This window comes from Cupriavidus sp. 05N38 (assembly GCF_056397345.1).
Map to the genome: position 1 here is coordinate 21,430 of NZ_JBFTNF010000002.1, position 19,714 is coordinate 41,143.

At 68.1% G+C, this 19,714-nt stretch carries 20 protein-coding genes; 2 read left to right on the plus strand and 18 right to left on the minus strand.

Annotated features, from left to right (window positions below; translation table 11 throughout):
• Positions 1–17 precede the first annotated feature (17 nt).
• The 17 genes from AC1DK4_RS01035 to AC1DK4_RS01115 all read right to left on the minus strand — a co-directional run bounded on the left by AC1DK4_RS01035 (position 18) and on the right by AC1DK4_RS01115 (position 18,645).
• The gene (locus AC1DK4_RS01035; protein ID WP_441612233.1) at positions 18–1,271 is read right to left on the minus strand and encodes a DUF2252 family protein; all 1,254 of its coding nucleotides are present in this window, start codon (positions 1,269–1,271) and stop codon (positions 18–20) included.
• Positions 1,272–1,332: 61 nt separating this feature from the next.
• Complete coding sequence (locus tag AC1DK4_RS01040; RefSeq protein ID WP_441612232.1) at positions 1,333–1,692, minus strand: cytochrome C oxidase subunit IV family protein; 360 nt, start codon at positions 1,690–1,692, stop codon at positions 1,333–1,335.
• A gap of 8 nt (positions 1,693–1,700) precedes the next feature.
• Positions 1,701–2,408 carry a heme-copper oxidase subunit III family protein gene (locus AC1DK4_RS01045; RefSeq protein WP_441612231.1) on the minus strand — a complete coding sequence of 236 codons (708 nt, stop codon included), beginning with the start codon at positions 2,406–2,408 and terminating at the stop codon, positions 1,701–1,703.
• 33 nt (positions 2,409–2,441) lie between these two features.
• Complete coding sequence (locus AC1DK4_RS01050) at positions 2,442–3,089, minus strand: cytochrome c oxidase subunit 3 family protein (RefSeq protein WP_441612230.1); 648 nt, start codon at positions 3,087–3,089, stop codon at positions 2,442–2,444.
• Positions 3,086–4,840 carry a cytochrome c oxidase subunit I gene (ctaD, locus tag AC1DK4_RS01055; protein ID WP_441612229.1) on the minus strand — a complete coding sequence of 585 codons (1,755 nt, stop codon included), beginning with the start codon at positions 4,838–4,840 and terminating at the stop codon, positions 3,086–3,088. Before ctaD ends, AC1DK4_RS01050 begins: the two co-directional genes overlap by 4 nt.
• A 17-nt stretch (positions 4,841–4,857) precedes the next feature.
• The gene (locus AC1DK4_RS01060; RefSeq protein WP_441612228.1) at positions 4,858–6,054 is read right to left on the minus strand and encodes a c-type cytochrome; all 1,197 of its coding nucleotides are present in this window, start codon (positions 6,052–6,054) and stop codon (positions 4,858–4,860) included.
• A 344-nt stretch (positions 6,055–6,398) separates the two neighbouring features.
• On the minus strand, positions 6,399–6,902 hold the full coding sequence (locus AC1DK4_RS01065) for a hypothetical protein (RefSeq protein ID WP_441643131.1): 504 nt from the start codon (positions 6,900–6,902) through the stop codon (positions 6,399–6,401).
• A 258-nt stretch (positions 6,903–7,160) separates the two neighbouring features.
• A complete protein-coding gene (locus AC1DK4_RS01070; RefSeq protein ID WP_441612226.1) occupies positions 7,161–8,717 on the minus strand; it encodes a mannitol dehydrogenase family protein in 1,557 nt (518 codons plus the stop codon).
• Positions 8,718–8,734: 17 nt separating this feature from the next.
• Positions 8,735–9,946 (minus strand): D-mannonate dehydratase ManD, encoded by a 1,212-nt coding sequence (gene manD, locus AC1DK4_RS01075; RefSeq protein ID WP_441612225.1) that lies wholly within the window; start codon positions 9,944–9,946, stop codon positions 8,735–8,737.
• Between the two features lie 59 nt (positions 9,947–10,005).
• Complete coding sequence (locus tag AC1DK4_RS01080; RefSeq protein ID WP_441612224.1) at positions 10,006–11,565, minus strand: UxaA family hydrolase; 1,560 nt, start codon at positions 11,563–11,565, stop codon at positions 10,006–10,008.
• A 12-nt stretch (positions 11,566–11,577) separates the two neighbouring features.
• Positions 11,578–12,333: an SDR family oxidoreductase gene (locus tag AC1DK4_RS01085; RefSeq protein ID WP_441612223.1), complete on the minus strand. Its 756-nt coding sequence runs from the start codon at positions 12,331–12,333 to the stop codon at positions 11,578–11,580.
• A gap of 46 nt (positions 12,334–12,379) precedes the next feature.
• Positions 12,380–13,489, minus strand: coding sequence for a mandelate racemase/muconate lactonizing enzyme family protein (locus AC1DK4_RS01090; RefSeq protein WP_441612222.1), 1,110 nt, complete (start codon positions 13,487–13,489; stop codon positions 12,380–12,382).
• A complete protein-coding gene (locus AC1DK4_RS01095; RefSeq protein WP_441612221.1) occupies positions 13,486–14,889 on the minus strand; it encodes a TRAP transporter large permease in 1,404 nt (467 codons plus the stop codon). Before AC1DK4_RS01095 ends, AC1DK4_RS01090 begins: the two co-directional genes overlap by 4 nt.
• A 16-nt stretch (positions 14,890–14,905) precedes the next feature.
• Positions 14,906–15,529: a TRAP transporter small permease gene (locus tag AC1DK4_RS01100; protein ID WP_441612220.1), complete on the minus strand. Its 624-nt coding sequence runs from the start codon at positions 15,527–15,529 to the stop codon at positions 14,906–14,908.
• A 211-nt stretch (positions 15,530–15,740) separates the two neighbouring features.
• Complete coding sequence (locus tag AC1DK4_RS01105) at positions 15,741–16,742, minus strand: sialic acid TRAP transporter substrate-binding protein SiaP (RefSeq protein WP_441612218.1); 1,002 nt, start codon at positions 16,740–16,742, stop codon at positions 15,741–15,743.
• Between the two features lie 89 nt (positions 16,743–16,831).
• A complete protein-coding gene (locus AC1DK4_RS01110) occupies positions 16,832–17,875 on the minus strand; it encodes an L-idonate 5-dehydrogenase (protein ID WP_441612217.1) in 1,044 nt (347 codons plus the stop codon).
• Entirely contained in the window at positions 17,875–18,645 is a 771-nt protein-coding gene (locus AC1DK4_RS01115; RefSeq protein ID WP_441612216.1) for a FadR/GntR family transcriptional regulator, read from the minus strand. Before AC1DK4_RS01115 ends, AC1DK4_RS01110 begins: the two co-directional genes overlap by 1 nt.
• A gap of 307 nt (positions 18,646–18,952) precedes the next feature.
• Between AC1DK4_RS01115 and AC1DK4_RS01120 the strand changes: the two genes are divergently transcribed.
• Both AC1DK4_RS01120 and AC1DK4_RS01125 read left to right on the plus strand, forming a co-directional pair.
• Positions 18,953–19,135 (plus strand): hypothetical protein, encoded by a 183-nt coding sequence (locus tag AC1DK4_RS01120; protein WP_006163669.1) that lies wholly within the window; start codon positions 18,953–18,955, stop codon positions 19,133–19,135.
• Positions 19,136–19,197: 62 nt separating this feature from the next.
• Positions 19,198–19,356 carry a hypothetical protein gene (locus AC1DK4_RS01125; RefSeq protein ID WP_441612215.1) on the plus strand — a complete coding sequence of 53 codons (159 nt, stop codon included), beginning with the start codon at positions 19,198–19,200 and terminating at the stop codon, positions 19,354–19,356.
• 103 nt (positions 19,357–19,459) lie between these two features.
• On the opposite strand, the gene AC1DK4_RS01130 is transcribed toward AC1DK4_RS01125, so the two are convergent.
• Positions 19,460–19,645, minus strand: coding sequence for a rubredoxin (locus AC1DK4_RS01130; RefSeq protein ID WP_441612214.1), 186 nt, complete (start codon positions 19,643–19,645; stop codon positions 19,460–19,462).
• Positions 19,646–19,714: the final 69 nt, after the last annotated feature.

Sequence of the window (19,714 nt, forward strand, 5' to 3'; positions counted from 1 at the left end):
TCCCCCGCCCGGCGCCGTCAGCGCGCCGGGCTGTCCTTCTTCCCCGCCCCCTTCGTCCCCTTCGCCCCCCTCGTCTCGCTGGCGCCCCGCGCTTGCCGGTAGTCCTGCGCAAACGCCTTCCATTGCGCCTGCGCCACCTCGCACCCATGCCGTGCCAGGCGCAGCACCGGCGCCCGCCAGCGCGCGGCCGCGGCGAATTCCTGCAGCTGCTCGATGCGGTCCGCGGCCTCGTGCCCGCAGCCGCGCAGGTGCGCCCAGGCGGCAACGCGCGCCATCGTCAGCAACACCTCGCGCAGATCGGCGCGTGCGGTGCGCGGCCCGATGTTGACGCGGTCCGCGGTGGGCTGGAGGCCCTTGACGATGTAGGAGGCGGACTCCATGGCCACGGCCGACAGCAACGCCGGCGACGCCGCCTGCATGGCATGCTGGATCTGCACCACGCGCGCGGCTTCGCTGTGCCAGCCCGGCTGTGCCCGCAGCGGCATGCTCTTCCACGCGCTGGGGGCGGCCCGCTTGATATCGACCAGGCGCTGGGCACCGAGGTTGCCGTCCGCATGGGCAAGCACCACGTAGCGCTCCAGGCCGAGGCTGCCCACGCCCGCGATACGGCGCGCGGTGTCGTCGGCAACCAGCCGCCCATGCACGGATTGCCGGTCGAATTCGCCAAGGATGGCGGCCGCGCGCTTGCGCTCGCCTTTGAGCGGCGCCAGGGCGCGCCTGCCGTCGACCAGCAGGCGGCGCTTGCCGCCGCTGCGCACGGTGCGCTCGGCCAGCAGTTCGCCGCGGCGCCGGCGCCGGACCCGGCGCAGCAGCGTGGCGACCATGCCGGTGGCGGTGGCGCGCTCGACCCAGCGCGGCTTGCCGGCGGCCAGTACGCCGGCGTAGGCGTCGAGCATGCCTTCAGCGCCGGCGCGCGCGTCGGCGTCCGACAGGCCAAGCTGGGGCGCAGCGATCATCAGGCTGGAAAGCAGGCGCACCAGGTCCACCGTGAGCGGCGCCACCAGCGCATCGTCGAAGTCGTTGAGATCGAAGTAGACCAGGCCGTTATCGCCCTTGAAGCTGCCGAGGTTTTCCAGGTGGAGGTCACCGCAGACGTAGGTGACAGGCGCTTCGATCAAGGCGGCCTCGCCGCCCACGGCGGCGGCATACAGATGGTTGGTGCCGCGCAGGAAGGCGAAGGGATCGGCGGCAATGGCGGCCAGCTTGCGCGTGAGCCGCTCGGGATCGCGGCCGTGGTTGTAGATCAGGATGGCTTCCGTGGCTGGGTGCATGACGTCCTCTTGGTGACCGGCAACCCGCCAAGTGTACCGCCGGCGCGCCGCGCCGGGCCCCCTAGCGGAAGAACATGCCCCGTAGCAGGAAGGTGTAGTCCGCCTCGGTGGCCATCAGGCCGACCAGCACCAGCAGGCACAGCGGTGGCACCAGAATGGCGCAGATCAGCGCCATGCGCTCCCACGCCATATGCATGAAGACCGCCACGATCAGGCCCGCCTTCATCGCCATGAACAGCAGGATGAGGGTCCAGCGCAGGTAGCCCTCGAAATGGAAATAGTCCACCAGGTAGGACAGCGTGGACAGCACGAACAGCAAGCCCCAGATCTTCAGGTACAGGCCGATGGGATGCTGCTGCCCATGCTGGGCGCCATGGCCCGCGGGCGCGGGATTGGCGGAAGACGGCGTCGACGTAGCCATGACATGCCTTACCAGAGATAGAACAGCGCGAAGATGAACACCCACACCAGGTCCACGAAGTGCCAGTAGAGCCCGGCGATCTCCACGATCTGGTAGTTGCCGCTGGCCTCGTAGCGCCCACGCAGGACCTTGGTGGCCACCACCAGCAGGTAGATCACGCCACAGCTCACGTGCAGGCCGTGGAAGCCGGTGATCATGAAGAAGGTCGAGCCGAACTGCGCCGCGCCCATCGGATTGCCCCAGGGACGCACGCCTTCCTGCACGATCAGCTTGGTCCATTCGAAGGCCTGCATGGAGACGAAGGCCACGCCGAACAGCGCGGTGAGGAACATCAGCGTCGCGCATCTGACGCGGTCGCGCCGGTAGGCGAAGTTCACCGCCATCGCCATGGTGCCGCTGCTGCTGATGAGCACGAACGTCATGATGGCAATCAGCAGCAACGGCACTTCGGTGCCGCCGATGCTCAGGCCAAAGACCTCGCTCGGGTTCGGCCACGGCGCCGTGTTGGCGATCCGCACCGTCATGTAGCCGGTCAGGAAGCAACTGAAGATAAAGGTGTCGGACAGCAGGAAAATCCACATCATGGCCTTGCCCCACGACACCTTGAAGGCCTGCTGGTCCGACGACCAGTCTGCCACCAGCCCGCGCAAGCCGGCCGCCGCGGGGGCAGCCATGGCCGCCTGCGCGGGTGCGGAGGAAACGGGTTGCGATGACATCGGCTCACCTCCTTCGGTGTTGGCCATGACCACTCAGCCGCGGCCGCAGATGAAGCGCACGAGCTCCGGCGTGAGCCAGCCGAGCGCGGCCAGCAGCACCAGCCACACCGCCAGCAGGAAATGCCAGTAGCGCGCGCACAGCGAGATGCGCAGCGTCATGCGCGCCCCGCCCGGCGCCGCGTGCATCGCCAGGGCCCACCCGGCCAGCCCGCCCAGCACATGCAGCCCGTGCATCGCGGTGAGCAGGTAGAAGAAGCTGCCGGCCGGATTGTTGGCCGGCATCACGTGGATGGCGAGCAAGGCCTGCCACGCCCATAGCTGCGAGCAGACAAAGGCGGCCGCCGCTAGGCCGCCCCAGCGCAGCGCGCGATGCGCCAGCGAGAAGCGCCCCGCGCGCGCGGCACGCGCCGCCACCAGCATGGCCGCGCTGCCCGCCGCCAGCAGCGCGGTGGACATCCACACCTGCCAGGGCAGCGCAACCGGGTGCCAGTCCGGTGAATCCATGCGCATGGCGTATGCGGTGATGAACAGCGCGAACAGCGAAGTCACCACCCCCATGAACAGCCACAGGCCGATACTGGCCGGAGCCGGGCCGGTGCGCTGCCGGCCCACATCGCCGGGGCCGGGGCCGCCGCCGCGCTCGCCGCCGCCATCGCTGCGGAAAATCAGGTTCGCGTTCATGCCACGGCTCCGTGACTCGGATGCGGCTCGGGTTCGTTGCCGCCCGCCTCGGGCGGCGCGTTCTGCGCGATGAAATCCTCGCTCGCGCCGGGCACGCTGTAGGCGTAGGCCCAGCGATGCACCACCGGAAGCTCAGGCCCCCAGTTGCCGTGCACGGGCGGCGTCTGCGGCGTCTGCCATTCGAGCGAGGCGGCGCGCCACGGATTAGCGCCCGCCGACCTGCCGTGCCGCACGCTCCATGCCAGGTTGAAGACGAACACCAGCTGCGCCGCGGCCACGACAAAGGCCGCGACCGAGATATAGGCGTTCATGATGTGCGCCGACTCGGGAATGAAAGCGTAATTGTCGTAGGCGTAGTAGCGCCGCGGCATGCCGAGGATGCCGAGATAGTGCATGGGGAAGAAGATGGCGTAGGTGCCGACGAAGGTCACCCAGAAATGCAGCCGGCCCAGCGTGTCGTTGAGCATGCGGCCGGTCACCTTGGGATACCAGTGGTAGAGGCCGCCGAACACCACCAGGATGGGCGACACGCCCATCACCATGTGGAAATGCGCGACCACGAAATAGGTATTGGACAGCGGTATGTCCACGCTGACATTGCCCAGGAACAGGCCGGTCAGCCCGCCAATGACGAAGGTGCTGATGAAGGCGATGGCGAACAGCATCGGCACCGTGAAATGGATGTCGGCGCGCCACAGCGTGAGCACCCAGTTATAGACCTTGATGGCGGTGGGAATGGCGATGATCAGCGTGGTGGTGGCGAAGAAGAAACCGAAATACGGGTTCATGCCGCTGACGAACATATGGTGCGCCCACACCACCACCGACAGCACGCCGATGGCCAGGATGGCCCAGACCATGGTGCGGTAGCCGAAGATGCTCTTGCGCGAATGGACGCTGACCAGGTCGGAGACGATGCCGAACGCCGGCAGCGCCACGATGTACACCTCGGGATGGCCGAAGAACCAGAACAGGTGCTGGAACAGCAGCGGGCTGCCGCCCTTGTAGTTGAGCTGCTGGCCCATCGACACCATGGCCGGCATGAAGAAACTGGTGCCGAGCGTGCGGTCGAGCAGCATCATCACGCCGGACACGAACAGCGCCGGGAAGGCCAGCAGCGCGAGGATGGTAGCCATGAAGATGCCCCACACCGACAGCGGCATGCGCATCAGCGTCATGCCCTCGGTACGCGCCTGCAGCACGGTGGTGACGTAGTTGAGGCCGCCCATGGTGGCCGCCACGATAAAGATCAGCAGCGACACCAGCATCAGGATGATGCCCCACTCATAGCCCGGCGTGCCCGGCAGGATGGCCTGCGGCGGATAGAGCGTCCAGCCCGCCCCGGTGGGCCCGCCCGGCACGAAGAAGCTCGCCAGCAGCACCAGCACGGAAACCAGGTAGACCCAGAAGCTCAGCATGTTGAGGAAAGGGAACACCATGTCGCGCGCGCCGACCATGAGCGGGATCAGGTAGTTGCCGAATCCGCCGAGGAACAGCGCCGTAAGCAGGTAGATCACCATGATCATGCCGTGCATGGTGACGAACTGATAGTAGCGGTTGGCGTCGATGAAGCTGAAACGTCCCGGGAAACCCAGCTGCAGCCGCATCAGGTTGGACAGCAACACGCCGATCAGGCCGACAAAGATGGCGACCAGCGTGTACTGCACCGCGATCACCTTGTGGTCCTGGCTCCAGATATAGCGCGTGAAGAAGCTGCTGGGGCCGTGGGTGTCGTGGTCGGCGTATGCCATTGCGTTTCTCCTCGCGGCTACTTGGCGGCCGCGCCCGATGCGGCGCCCGAAGGAGCGCCCGCCTGCGTTGCGCCGGCCTGCGCGCCATTGGCGCGGATGTAGGCAATCAGCGCGTTCAGTTCCTCTTCGCTCAGGGGCATCTTCGGCATCACCGGCCCGAAGCCCTTGACGAGGCGCGCCTGCGGCTCGGTGATCTCGGTCTTGAGATAGCCGTCGTCCACCTTGGCGCTGCTGCCGTCGGCGAACGTTTCCGTGCGCCCGTACAGGCCCTTCCAGCTCGGGCCCACGCCATTGGTGCCGTCCACGCTGTGGCAGCCGATGCAGCCCTTGCTCTGCGCCAGCGCGCGGCCCTGCTCCGCAAGCGTGTCGGCAGGTGCGCCGGCCACGCCCGCCGCGCCCGCCGTGGCGGCCGGCGCGGGTGTCTTCAGCATGGTCAGGGCAAAGGTGGGCTGGCGCGCCAGCCAGGCCTGGAACGCGGCATCTTCCTCCACCACCACCTTGCCGCGCATGTTGTAGTGGCCCACGCCGCACAACTGCGCGCACAGGATCTCGAACGTACCGACCTTGGTGGGCGTAAACCAGAACGACGTCACCATGCCGGGCACCATGTTCATGCGGGCGCGGAACGGCGGCACATAGAAGTCGTGCAGCACATCCTTCGAGCGCAGCAGCACCTTGACCGGGCGGTTCAGCGGCAGATGCACCTCGGGGCCGGCGACGATGATGTCGTCCTGCCCGCGCGGATCGTCCGGGTTCACGCCCAGCGGATTGGCGCCGGAGACGAAGCGCGCATCGGAAGTACCGAGCTGGCCGCCCTGCCCCGGGAAGCGGAAGCCCCATTGCCATTGCTGCCCCACCACCTCCAGCACCATGGCGTCGGCGGGCGGGCGCACGTACTCGGCATAGACGAACAGCCCGGGCGCCAGCAACGCGATCACGCCGAGCGTGGTCCCCGCGGTGAGCCACAGTTCGAGCTTGCGGTTCTCCGGCTGGTAGGCAGCGCGGGAGCCGGCGCGATGGCGGAAGCGCCAGATGATGTAGCCGACGAAGAGATTGATGACGACGAAGAAGAGGCCGGTAATGACCAGGGTGATGGTCAGCGTGTCGTCCATCTGCTTCCAGTTCGAAGCAAGCGGGGTCGCCCACCACGGGCTCATGAAATGGAAGAGCACCGAAGCGACGACGATGACGACGAGTGCAATGGCAAGCGCCATACCGACCCTCCCCCCCTTTGCGCACGGCCAACGGCTAAAGGACGAACTCAGCGCAAGGCTGAGATAAGCCTAGTGCATGTGGTCCGTCACCGGCAAGGCGTCGTGCAAAGCGCTTTGGGTGCGCCACCACACCGACGTGCTGCGCGCCGTGCGCCACAAGCGCAAACAAAAAGCGGCGAAGGAGAGCCAGGGCCTGCCTTCGCCGCCGTTGGCGCGCGCCGCCCGTGTAGTAGCAATGCGCAACCCCAAAGCGTACCCCGCGAGCCACGCAGCGTTTGCTGCAGCGCAGGGCGTGATGGTGGGCGCGCTACATCGCGCGCCAGGTGCTGTTGTCGAATGCGTGTCTAGTGCGATACATCCTTGTTTTCGAGCTTCCAGTAGGCGATGGCCGCGGTCATCCCGAAGATCATGTGGCCCACCAGCGTGTGCCAGCCGCGCGCATCGGCAAACCAGGCGAAGAAGCGCGTCATGCCGTAGAAGTTCAGCAGGTAGACCACCAGCCCGAAGGCCGCCCCGGTCAGCAGCACCATGCCGATGCTGGAGTCCAGGTGGAACGGCGCGATGATGGCCGCCAGGATCATGCCGAGCACCGCGCCCAGCACGAAGTGGATCACCAGTGCCGCCGTCACCGTGCTTACGCTGAACAGCGAGGTCTGCAGCACTTCCGGACCCATGACGATGGCAGCGATCATGCGCGTGGTGCCCCACGGGTTGACGCCGGCCACCATGGTGGACCAGAACAGCTCGACGACCATCAGCAGCGCCCCGGCCGCCAGCCCGGACACCGCCGCCGCCATCCAGTCAGGCAAACGGCGCACGTAGTGGTGCGATTGCATGTGAAGTTCCATAGCCACCTCCGGATACTGGTTTGCTGCATTTGCGCTGCAGTTTGCGCTGCAGTTGCGCCTCAGTAGCGCTGCCGCCAGTGCCGCGGCCCGCTTGCCGGCCTGGCCTGCATATTTGCTCAGCATAGGATACGCGGGCCTGTTAGTTAGACTGCAAGCGCGCAAAAATGTGCGTGTGGTGGACTACGCGCAACGCGCACGGGTGTGGCGATGTGAGCGGCCCCGTACGCATGTGGCAAGGCAGATACTTGGCGGGGGCGTTCAGCCGTTGATCGCCTCGACGGTGGCGAGCACGCCAAGTTCGCGCAGACTGCGCGTATGCCGTGCAAGTGCCTCGACGAAGACTTCCGAGCCGGCAAGCTCGCCGAAGACCGGGGCGAACGCCGTGATGGCCTCGATACGGGCGCGTTCGCGCGCCGCGGCGCCGTCGACCTGCGCGGCCCGCGCGTGCGCCCCCGCCAGCAGCGCGCGCAGCGCGGGCGCCAGCGGATCGTCGATCGCGTAGGTCGCGCCGTGCTCGTCGCGGCCGTCGAGGAAATGCAGCCAGGCCGCCACGCCGAGCGCCAGCCGCGCGAACGGCGCGCCGGCCAGCAAGCGGTCGCGGATCGGCGCGAGCAGGCGCTGCGGGATCTTCTGCGAGCCGTCCATGGCGATCTGGCCAGTCCTGTGCTGCAACGCGGGATTGGCGAAGCGGACCAGCAATTCGCGCCGGTAAGCGGCGGTATCGAGCCCGGGCAGCGGCGGCAGGGTCGGCAGCATCTCCTGCGCCATCGTCTCGCGCACCAGCGCCCGCATGGCAGGCTCGGCGACGACACGGTCGATGGTCGGCCACCCCGCCACCATGCCGAGATAAGCCATGGTGGAATGGCTGCCGTTGACGAGCCGGTGCTTGAGCGTCTCGAACGGCCGGGCACGCTCGACGAACTGAGCGCCGCCGGCTTCCCAGCGCGGCCGGCCCGCCACGAAGCGGTCTTCCATCACCCATTGCAGGAACGGCTCGCCCACCACCGGCCATGCATCCGCCACGCCGAGCGCCGCGCTGATGCGCGCGGCGTCGCGCGGCGTGGTCCGCGGCACGATGCGGTCGACCATCGCATTGGGGAACCCGCAGCGCCGCGCCACCCAGTCGTGCAGCGCGCCGTCCACGCGTGCGCAGAAGGCCAGCAACAAGCTGCGCAGCGTGTCACCGTTGGCGGCAATGTTGTCGCACGAGAGCAGCGTCAGCGGCGGCAACCCGCGCGCCATGCGCCGCTGCAGGCCGCGCGCGAGATAGCCGATGGCGGTGACCGGCGCGTCCGCGTGCTGCAGATCGTGCGTGATGCCGGGGTCGTCGAAGTTCAGCATGCCGCTGGCGGGCGCGTGGCAGTAGCCTTTTTCCGTCACCGTCAGCGTGACGATGCGCGCATCGGGATGGGCAATGCGCTCCAGCACCGCGCCGGGATCGGCCGGGGCCACCAGCACCGCGATCACGCCGCCGATGACCTGCAGCCGCTCGAAGGCATCGCCGCGTTCGTCGACGCCGCGCAAGGCCAGCGTGTACAGGCCCTGCTGCGGCGCGAGCGCGTCATGCGTATCTGGCTGGCGCAGCGATACGCCGACGATGCCCCAGGCGAGCGCGTCCGGGTCCGGGTCCGGGTCCGGGTCCGCCGTGCCGGCCTGCAGCGCGGCCTCGTTCACCACCGCCTGGTGGGCGCGATGAAACGCGCCGATGCCGAGATGGACGATGCCGCCGCGCAGGCGCTCGCGAGGATAGCCCGGGCGCACCACCTCCGGCGGCAATTGCGCGAGCGTGGCGGGATGAAGCCGCGGCGTGCTCATGATCGGCCTGCTCCTGTCTACCAGTGCCATAGCGTGCCGTCATGGGCAAGCCGGTTGACCGGCAGGTAGGCGCGCTGGTACGGATACTTCGCGGCGAGCGCCTCGTCGATCTCCACGCCGTGGCCCGGCACGTCGCCGGGATAGAGCATGCCCTTGGCGAAGGTGTACGCGTGGGGAAACACGGCGTCGGTCTCCTCGCTGTGGCGCATGTATTCCTGGATGCCGAAGTTGGGCACCCACAGGTCGAAATGCAGCGCGGCGCCCATGCACACCGGCGACAAGTCGGTGGCGCCGTGCGAGCCGGTACGCACCTGATGCAGGGCCGCGAAGTCAGCGATGCGGCGCAGGTGCGTGATGCCGCCCGCATGGACCACGGTGGCGCGGATGTAGTCGATCAGCTGCTCCTGGATCAGCGTCTTGCAGTCCCAGATGGTATTGAATACCTCGCCCACCGCCAGCGGCGTGGTGGTGTGCTGGCGGATCAGGCGGAAGCTCTCCTGATGCTCGGCGGGCGTGGCGTCTTCCATCCAGAACAGGCGGAAGGGCTCCAGCGACTTGCCGAGCCGGCCGGCCTCGATCGGCGTGAGGCGGTGGTGCACGTCGTGCAGCAGGTGCAGGTCCCAGCCCACCGCGTCGCGCACCTTCTCGAACAGGCGCGGGGTGTGGTCCAGGTAGCGCTCGGTGCTCCAGTCGTGTTCGGACGGCAGCGAGCCATCGGCCGGCTCGTAGAACAGGCGGTCGCCCGATACGCCGTACACCTTGTTCAGCCCCGGCACGCCGGATTGCGCGCGCACCGCGCGGTAGCCCATTTCCTTGTAGCGCAGCACCTCGTCCACGGTCGCTTCGATATCGCTGCCGTTGGCGTGGCCGTACACCATCACGCCGGTGCGGCTCTTGCCGCCCAGCAACTGGTACAGCGGCAGGCCCGCGGCCTTGGCCTTGATGTCCCACAGCGCGGTGTCCACCGCCGCGATCGCGCTCATGGTGACCGGCCCGCGCCGCCAGTACGCACCGCGATACAGGTACTGCCAGATGTCTTCCACCTGATGCGGGTCGCGCCCGATCAGGCACGGGATGACGTGTTCTTCCAGATAGCTCGCCACGGCCAGTTCCCGGCCGTTGAGCGTGGCATCGCCGATGCCGGTGAGGCCGTCGTCGGTCTCGATCTTCAGCGTCACGAAATTGCGTCCCGGGCTGCATACGATGACGCGCGCGGCGGTGATCTTCATGCTGTCTCCTGGTGTCGGTGCTGCCTTCCTCGTTTCGTCCCTGCCCTGGGCTTGCTGCCCTACATGACCGCGCCGAGCGACCATGGCACGAACTCGTTCTGCCCGTAGCCGTGCAGCTCGCTCTTGGTCTTGCGCCCCGACGCCGTGGCCAGCATCAGCCGGAAGATCTCCTCGCCCTTGCCGGCGATGGTGGCGCCGCCGTCGACGATATCGCCGCAGTTGATATCGATATCGGCGGCCTGCCGCTGCCACAGTGCGCTGTTGGTGGCCAGCTTGAGCGAAGGCGACGGCGCGCAGCCGTACGCCGAGCCGCGCCCGGTGGTGAAGCAGATCAGGTTGGCGCCACCGGCCACCTGCCCGGTGGCCGAGACCGGGTCGTAGCCCGGCGTATCCATGAACACCAGGCCCCGCGCCGTGACCGCCTGCGCGAACTCGTAGACCTCCACCAGGTTGGTGGTACCGCTCTTGGCCACCGCGCCGAGCGACTTTTCCAGGATGGTGGTGAGCCCGCCGGCCTTGTTGCCGGCCGACGGGTTGTTGTCCATGCTGCCCTGGTTGCGCGCGCAGTAGTCCTCCCACCAGCGGATGCGCGCGAGCAGGCGCCCGGCCACCGCCGGCGACACGGCGCGGCGCGTCAGCAGGTGCTCGGCGCCATAGATCTCGGGCGTCTCCGACAGGATCGCCGCGCCGCCGTGGCGCACCAGCAGGTCCACCGCCGCGCCCAGCGCGGGGTTGGCGGTCAGGCCGGAGTAGCCGTCCGAGCCTCCGCATTGCAGGCCCACGGTGAGGTGGCTGGCGCAGACGGCTTGCCTGTGCACGCGGTCGACATCCGCGAGCAGCTCCTGCACGATGGACACGCCGCGCGCCACCGCGCCGACGGTGCCGCCGCTGTCCTGGATATTGAAGGCATGCAGGCGCGCGCCGGCGCCGGCCAGGCTTTCTTCGGCCAGCAGGCCGTCGATCTGGTTGGTCTCGCAGCCCAGCCCCACCACCAGCACCGCGGCGAAGTTGGGATGGCGCGCATAGCCTGCCAGCGTGCGGCGCAGCACGCGCAGGTTCTCGCCCTCGCTGTCCGTGGCGCATCCTGCGCCATGTGTCAGCGCCACCACGCCGTCTACGTTGGGAAACGGCGCCAGCGCCCCGGGACGGATGTCGCGGCGGAAATGATCGGCAATCGCGCGCGCTACCGTGGCCGAGCAGTTCACCGAGGTCAGGATGCCGATGTAGTTGCGCGTGGCCACGCTGCCATCGGCGCGCACGATGCCGTCGAAACTGGCCGGCGTGTCGACGTAGGCGGTCGCATGCGCGTCGGCGCCCGCGGCATGATCACGCGCGAACTCGCCCATCGCCAGGTTGTGAGTATGCACATGCTGCCCCGGCGCGATGGGCTGGCGCGCAAAGCCGATGATCTGGTTATAGCGGCGCACCGGCTCGCCGGTGCCGATGGCGCGCACGGCAAGCTTGTGGCCGGGCGGCACCAGCGCCGCCACGGTCACGCCTTCGGAGGCGATGACGGTGCCGGGCACCAGCTGCCGGCAGGCGATCACGATATCGTCGGCGGGATGGATGCGGATGACCGTGGGTGCGGCGGGAAGACTGGATTGGCTTGCAGAAGGCATGTGGGCCCCGTCTCAGTTCGACCAGCCGCCATCGATCACCTGCGCCGTGCCGGTGGTGAAGGCGGACTCGTCCGAGCCGAGGTACACCGCCAGCGCGGCGATCTCGGCCGCGCTGCCGATGCGCCCCATTGGCTGGCGCGCCACGAAGGCGGCTTCCACCTCGGCCAGGCTCTTGCCGCCGGCGGCGGCCTGGTCCGCGATGCGCTGGCGCAGCGAGGGCGATTCCACGGTGCCGGGGCAGATCGCGTTGCAGCGGATGCCGTGCCCGACGTAGTCCGCCGCCACCGCCTTGGTCATGCCGATCACCGCCGCCTTGGTGGCGCCGTAGACAAAGCGGCTGGGCGCGCCCTTGATGCTGCCGGCCACCGACGCCATGTTGATGATGGAGCCGTGCCGCCGCGCCACCATGGCCGGCAGGAAGGCGCGCATCATGCTGTACATGGCGCGCACGTTCAGGTTCACCGAGAAATCGAAGGCGGCCTCGTCGCACTCGAGGATGGTGCCGTGGTGCACGAAGCCCGCGCCGTTGAACAGGATGTCGAGCGCGCCGGCCTGGCTGGCCACGGCCCGCACGGCAGCGGCGTCGGTCACGTCCAGTCGCAGCGCGGTGCATCCCGGCAGCACCGACAAGGCTTCGACCGCGGCCTCGTCGATGTCAGCGGCAATCACGCGCGCGCCTTCGCGCAGGAAGGCTTCGGCGGTGGCGCGGCCGATGCCCTGCCCCGCTGCAGTCACCAGGGCAAGCTTGCCCGCGAGTCGTTGGCTCATCTGTCGTTCTCCATCCAGGTTTCCGGCCGGCGGCCGGCAAAGACAATCAGGAAACCAGCGCCCGCGCCACCGTGCGGCGCGCGATCTCGCCCCAGTCCCACTCGATGCCCAGCCCCGGCGTGTCTGGCGCCATGGCATGGCCCGCTTCGATGCGCACGCGGCTGGCGGCGATGTCGTCCAGTTGCGGGATGTACTCCACCCAGGCCGCGTTCGGCACCGCGGCGCACAGCGACACGTGCAGCTCCATGAGGAAATGCGGGCAGATCGCCATGTTGTGGGCTTCGGCCAGGTGCGCCACCTTGAGCCACGGCGTGATGCCGCCGATGCGCGCCACATCGGCCTGCACGATGCCGCAGGCGCCCTGGCGGACGTACTCGGCAAACTGGCCGGGCGAGTACAGCGACTCTCCCACCGCCACCGGCACCGTGGTGGCGGCGGCCAGGCGCGCATGGCCGCCGACATCCTCGGCCGGCAGCGGCTCCTCGAACCAGGCGATGCCGATGGCCTCGAAATGCGGCGCGCGCCGGATGGCTTCCGCCGCGGTGAAGCACTGGTTGGCATCCACCATCAGCTCGAAGCTGTCGCCCACCGCTTCGCGCACGGCGGCCAGCCGCGCCACGTCGTCGCTGGCGCGCGCGTGGCCTACCTTCAGCTTGGCACCGCGAAAGCCCGCCTCGCGGGCGGCCACGGCTTCGCTGACCAGCGTGCCGGCGTCAAGGTGCAGCCAGCCGCCTTCGGTGGTGTAGACCGGCACGCGCTGCTGCGCGCCCCCGGCGGCGAGCCAGAGCGGCTGCGCATCGCGGCGGCAGCGCCAGTCCCACAGCGCGGTGTCGATGGCCGCCAGCGCCAGGCTGGTGATGGCGCCCACCGAGGTCGCGTGGGTGGCGAACAGGAGATCGCGCCAGATCGCCTCGATATGGGCGGGATCGCGGCCGATCAGGCGCGGCGCCAGGTGATCGCGCAGCAGCGCCATGACCGACGAGCCGCCGGTGCCGATGGTGTAGGCGTAGCCGGTGCCTTCGGAGCCGTCGTCGCAGCGGATGCGCACCATCGGCGTTTCCTGCGTGACGAAGGACTGGATGGCGTCGGAGCGCGGCACGCGCGGCGGCAGGTCCACCTGCAGCAGCTCTACCTGGACGATCGTGGCGGCGCTCATTTGCTGCCCACCAGGTTGGGCAGCCACAGGGTGATCTCAGGCACGTAGGTGATGGCGATCAGCGTCAGGAACAGTGGCACCAGCCACGGCAGGATGGCCACCGTGGTGCGCTCCACCGAGAGCTTGGCCACGCGCGCGAGCACGAACAGCACCATGCCCAGCGGCGGGTGCAGCAGGCCGATCATCAGGTTGAGCGTCATCACCAGCCCGAAGTGGATCGGGTCGATGCCGAGCTTGAGCACGATGGGCAGCAGGATCGGCACCAGGATGGTGATGGCGGCGGTGGTGTCGATAAAGCAGCCCACCAGCAGGATCAGCACGTTGGCGAGCAGCAGGAACACCCATTTGTTGTGGGTGAAGCCGAGGATGGCGTCGGTCAGCATCTGCGCCGCCTGGCTGGTCGTCAGCAGCCAGGCGAAGATCGACGCCGCGGTGACGATGAACAGCACCGAGGCGGTGGTCTCGATGGTATCGAGCGTGGCCTTGGCGAGCGAGCGCAGCGTCATGGAACGGTAGCGCACGAGCCCGAGGAAGAGCGCCCAGATCACCGCCGCCACCGCGGCCTCGGTCGGCGTGAACCAGCCCAGCGTCATGCCGCCGATCAGGATCACCGGCGCCATCAGCGCCATCACGGCGGAGAAATCGAAGTACCAGTCGAGCGCCAGCAGCACAACCAGCGCGCTCATCGCCGCCACGTTGGTGGAGACGCCGAAGCGCGTCATCAGCCAGATCGCCAGCGGGAACGCCAGCACCACCGCCACTTCGATGCTGGCATTGGCCAGCAGCTTCCACGAGAACGGCGTGTCGCTGCCCCAGCCGCGGCGGTGGGCGAACCAAGCCACCGTGCCCATCATGAACAGCGTCAGCACCAGCCCGGGCACGATGCCGGCCAGGAACAGCGAGCCGATCGAGACATTGGCCATCATGCCGTAGATCACGAACGGCAGCGACGGCGGGATGATGGGCCCGAGCGTGGCCGACGCGGCCGTCACGCCGACCGCGAACTCGGTCTCGTAGCCGTGGTCCTTCATGGCCTTGATCTCGATGGTGCCGAGGCCGGCCGCATCGGCGATGGCGGTGCCCGACATGCCGGAGAAGATCACCGAACCGATGATGTTGACATGGCCCAGGCCGCCGCGCATCCACCCCACCAGCGCCACGGCGAAGTTGTAGATGCGCCCGGTGATGCCGGCCACGTTCATCAGGTTGCCGGCCAGGATGAAGAAGGGTACGGCCAGCAGCGGGAAGCTCTCCACGCCGGCGATCATGCGCTGCGCCAGTATGACGTCCGGCGCGGTGCCGGAAGCCCAGATGTAGAGCAGCGACGCCACCGCCATCGAGATCGCGACCGGCAGGCCCAGCAGCATCAGCAGCAGGAAGGAAACTATCAGGATCCACATGGAGGCGCGCTCCCGGTTAGTCGTCGATGGTCTCGAACGCCTCGGGGCGCTCCAGGATGGAATAGCCCTGCGTCCAGTTCTGCCAGCACACCTGGCAGGAGCGCAGGAACATCAGCATGAAGCCGGCCAGGACGAGGTAATAGACCCAGCTCTTGCTCCACTCGATGGTGGTCATCGGCTCGTCGCCCACCACCAGGATGTAGCGCCAGACCAGCCAGCCGGCGTAGGCGAGAAAAGCGGTGCGCACGAGATCGACCAGGGTCGACAGCACGCGCGCCAGGCGCTGCGGCAGGTAGCGGTACAGCAGGTCCACCTGGATATGCCGGCTCTTGCGCACGCACATCGCGGCGCCGGCGAATACCACGCCGATCAGGCAGTAGGTGGCCAGTTCTTCGGTCCAGGCCAGCGAATCGTTCATCACGTAGCGCGTGAAGAACTGCAGGAAGACCAGGACCGTCATCAGCCAGAACAGGCCGAGCGTGAACCAGTCCTCGGCGGCGTAGCCGCTCAGGTCCACCGGCTGCCCGTCGGCCTCCTCGAAGCTGTGCACAAGCTCCTCGACCGAAGCCATGTGCGGCGTGCCGTCCGGCGGCGCGGGCTGCGCCGGCGCATCGGCCGTGATCCTGGATTGCATTTCCATCGGTGTGCTCCGCGAATGATTGGTGCTGGCCTGCGTCTGGTGTGCGATCAATCGACTTCTGCCCGGATGACTCGCGGGCGATGTGTCGTCGCCCCGCTCCCACTGTGCGGGAGAGGGGCGACGACACGCGGCAGCCCGGGCGCCCTCTTCCGCGTTTCCTGCCGCGTTTCCCGCCGCGTTCCTTGCCGCGGCGCTCCGGCGCATGCCAGCCTCAATGCACCGCCTGGATCTTTTCCCAGTCGGCCTTGCGATAGCCCTGCGATTCGAAGCTCACGTTCTTGAGCACCGCCTCGCGGTACTCCGGCACGCTGATCTCCGTCACGCTCAGGCCCTTCTGCTTGAACACCGACACCAGCTCCTTCTCGCGCGCGACCACGTCGGCGGTGGCGCGCGTGGCGGCTTCCTGCGCGACGTCGGTGAACATCTTGCGGTCGGCCTCGGGGAGCTTCTTCCACAGGCCGCCGGAGATCACGGTGTTGAGGTGGTCCACGATGTGGCCCGTCATCACGATGTACTTCTGTACCTCGTAGAACTTCTTCGCTTCGATCGTGGTGAGCGGGTTCTCCTGCGCCTCGACCGTGCCGTTCTGCAGGGCAAGGTAGACCTCGGCGAAGGCGATCGGCGAGGTATTGACGCCGCACGCGCGCGGCATGGCCAGGTAGGCCGGCACATCGGGCACGCGCATCTTCAGGCCCTTCATCTCGGTGCAGTGCGAGAAGGGCTTGTTGGAGGTGGACTCGCGCGTGCCGTAGTAGGTGGTGGCGACGATATGGTTACCGGACTTCTCCTCGTAGCCGCGCGTGAGTTCCTTGTAGATGTCGCTCCTGGTATAGGCCAGCAGGTGGCTGGCGTCGCGGAAGGTGTAGGGGTAGTAGGTCACGCCGATGCGCGGGAACGACTTGGCGGCGAAGCTGGAGCCCGAGATGATGATGTCCACCGTGCCCATCGCCAGGCCCTGGTTGATGTCGTTCTCCTTGCCGAGCTGCGAGGCGGGGAAGACATCGATCTGGTACCGGCCGTTGCTGCGTTTCCTGATTTCCTCGGCGGCCCACACCGACCACTTGTGGAAGGGCTCGGAGGTTTCATAGACGTGCGCCCACTTGAGCTTGGTCTGGGCCAGCGCGCTGCCGCATGCGAGCGTGGCCGCGCAGGCCGCCAGCAGCATGGCCGCGGGCAGCAGGGTGGAAGGCAGGCGCAGGGAAAATGGCTTCATGCTCGGTCTCCTTTTCGTTGGGTATGGCCGCGCGCTCTCTTGCGGATGCGCTGCGGCACTCGGGTCTGCTCAGGTCTGCTCGGGTCTGCTCAGGTTTGCTGCATCGATGCGGTGGTGAGTTGCACCTTGGTGCTGCGGGTCTTGTCGGCGGCCAGCCTGAATGCTTCGACGGCCTGCGCCAGCGGCAGCTGCGCCGACAGCAGCGGCCGCACGTCGACCCGGCGCTGCGTGAGATAGCGCACCGCCCAGTCGAACTCGCGCCCGAAGCGGAACGCGCCGACATAGTCCAGCTCGCGCGCCATGATGTCGTTGGCGGGAAAGTGCAGGCCCTCGGCGCTCAGGGTGCCGATCTGCACGATGCGCGCGCCGCGCCGCGCGGCGGCGAGGCAGGTGCCTAGCGCGGCGGCGCTGCCGGCGGCTTCGAGGCAGACGTCGGCGAGTTCGCGCAGCGCTTGCGGGTCGGCCTGGTCGGTGCGGATGCCCTCGTCCGCGCCCACGCTGCGCGCCACCTCGAGCGGGCGGTCGGCGATATCGCAGGCGATGATGCGCGCCGCGCCGGCCAGGCGCGCGGCCATCACCACCAGGCTGCCGATGGTGCCGCCGCCGGTCACGAGCACGGTCTTGCCGAGCAGTTCGCCGGCACGGTTGACACCGTGCAGCGCGACGGAGAGCGGTTCGGCGAAGGCCAGTTCGCCCAGCGAGATATCGGCATCCACCGGCGTGAGTTGCCGCTCGTGCATCAGGAAGTGCTCGCGGAACATGCCCTGCACGTGCGGGTAGACGCTGGCGCTGCCGAGAAAGCGCATGCCGCGGCAGAGGTTGTCGCTCCCGAGGCGGCAGTAGTCGCACTGGCCGCAGGCGTGCGAGGGATTGATCGCCACCTTGTCGCCGGGCGCCACGCGCGTGACGGCGCTGCCGACGCGGGCGACGGTGCCGGCGGCCTCATGGCCCGGCGTCAGCGGCTCGCGGATCACGAAGGCCCCGACCTTGCCGTGGAAATAGTAGTGCAGGTCGGAGCCACAGATGCCGGCTGCGCCAAGGCGCACTTCCACTTCGTGTGGGCCGGGGGCGGCGGGATCGACATGGGAGAAGCGCAGGTCTTCGCTTCCGTGGATATGGCAGACCAGCGACATCACGACTCCTTGGCAGGCTTGCGCGGCTTGCGCCGCGAATTGGGGGAGGGCGCCGGCGCGGCATCGCCGGCGACGGGCGCGGCGCCGGGCCATGCCGCATAGAAGCGCCCGTGCGAGGCTTCGAGGTGCTCGCACATGGCGTCGCGCGCGGCGTCGGGCGATGCCGCGGCGATCGCGGCAACCACCGCGCGGTGTTCGGCGATGGCCGCGCGCCAGCTCGCTTCGTTCTCGAAATGACTGCCGAAGCGGGCGAAGAGCGGGTTATGGCGCTCGTCGAACAGCTCGGCCACCATGCGCTGCAGCACGGCATTGCCGGAGACTTCGGCGATGCGCAGGTGGAACAGGCGGTCACCCTTGGCCGGGATGTGTCCGCTGCCGGCTTCGTCTTCCATGATGGCGATGGCCTCTTCGAGCGCGGCCAGCAGCGCCGGCGTGGCGTGGCGCGCGGCGTTGGCCGCCATCTCGCCCTCGATGGTCTGGCGCGCGCGGATCACGTCCAGCGGCGGCTCGGCCACCACGCTGGCGGCGCGCGCGCGCTCGGGTGGGCAGGCATAGATACCCGAGCCCATGCGCACTTCGACCAGCCCCTCCACCTCGAGCGCGATCAGCGCTTCGCGCACCGACGGGCGCGACACGCCGAGCTGGGCGGCAAGGTCACGCTCGGGCGGCAGGCGCGAGCCGACCGGGAATTCGCCGTTCTCGATCAGCCGGCGCAGCTGGTCGGCGATCTGGCGGTACAGGCGGCGGGGTTCGATCTGCTGCAGGGGCATGTCGGCGCGCAACTCCCGGGAATCCGTTCAGGCCTGAAGGTAAAGTGGCCTGACCAATTTTTAGGTGTTTTTTACGCGGACGACAAGGACAAGTTATGAGGCAGCGCAGCAAGGCCGCGCCTTCCATTGCCCTGGCGCCCTTCTGCGGCGCGAAAAGGAAGAATTGCGGAGCGCACAATGAATTGCCGCGCCAACCGTGCGCGCGGGTGCCGCGTGCCGCTTAGGTGACAACCCCGACGCGATCGGGCTTGGCGTACCGCCGACACTTTCTATACTGGAACAACAAGGAGAGAGACAGGAGACAGCCGTGCTGCACTTCACGTCACATGATCTTGTATTTCTGATCCCGATGGCGCTGGTTGGCATGATCGCCTTCGGCGGGATTCCGTTCACGGCCCGGGCTTTGCGCATCAGTTGCCGCGCGGCCGGCGCGATCTTCGGAGCCCTGCTGGCGGTGGCCCTGCTCGAGGCGCTGCCACTGCTCATCTGAGCACTGCCCGACGCATTGCGCGTTCGAGGGAACTGCGGGCTGACTGTGGAAAGGAGGCCGCGATGACGCTTGGGCTGCTGGCCACCATCATGGTGACTTTGTTGCTGGTCACCGTCGGCGCCGCGATCTGGCGCTGCAGCCATCCGTATCGCATGCGCTATCGCCGCTGTGCCGGACGCAGGCGGCGCGGCGGTATCTGCAAGGAATTGCAGCGTCACTGAGGCAGCGTCACTGAGCCGCCCGCCGGCGGCCGGGCGCCGCACGCCGGACACCAATGCCAGGCGTCAGGCGCTACGCTCCACGGCCTTGCCTGAGCCTTCCGGCTCAGATCTCGATCATCGCGAACTCGCCCTTGCCCACGTCACATTCGGGGCAGCGCCAGTCTTCCGGAATCTCTTCCCAGCGCGTGCCGGGGGCAATGCCGTCTTCCGGCCATCCCTGTTCTTCGTCATAGACCCAGCCGCAAATCAGGCAAACCCAGGTCTTGTAGGCAACGACTTCCTGCAGCAAAACGCACTCCTGTTTTCCATTCCGGGCCAGATCATACAAGCTTTTGGCCGGCAGCGGCTTGCGCCGCCG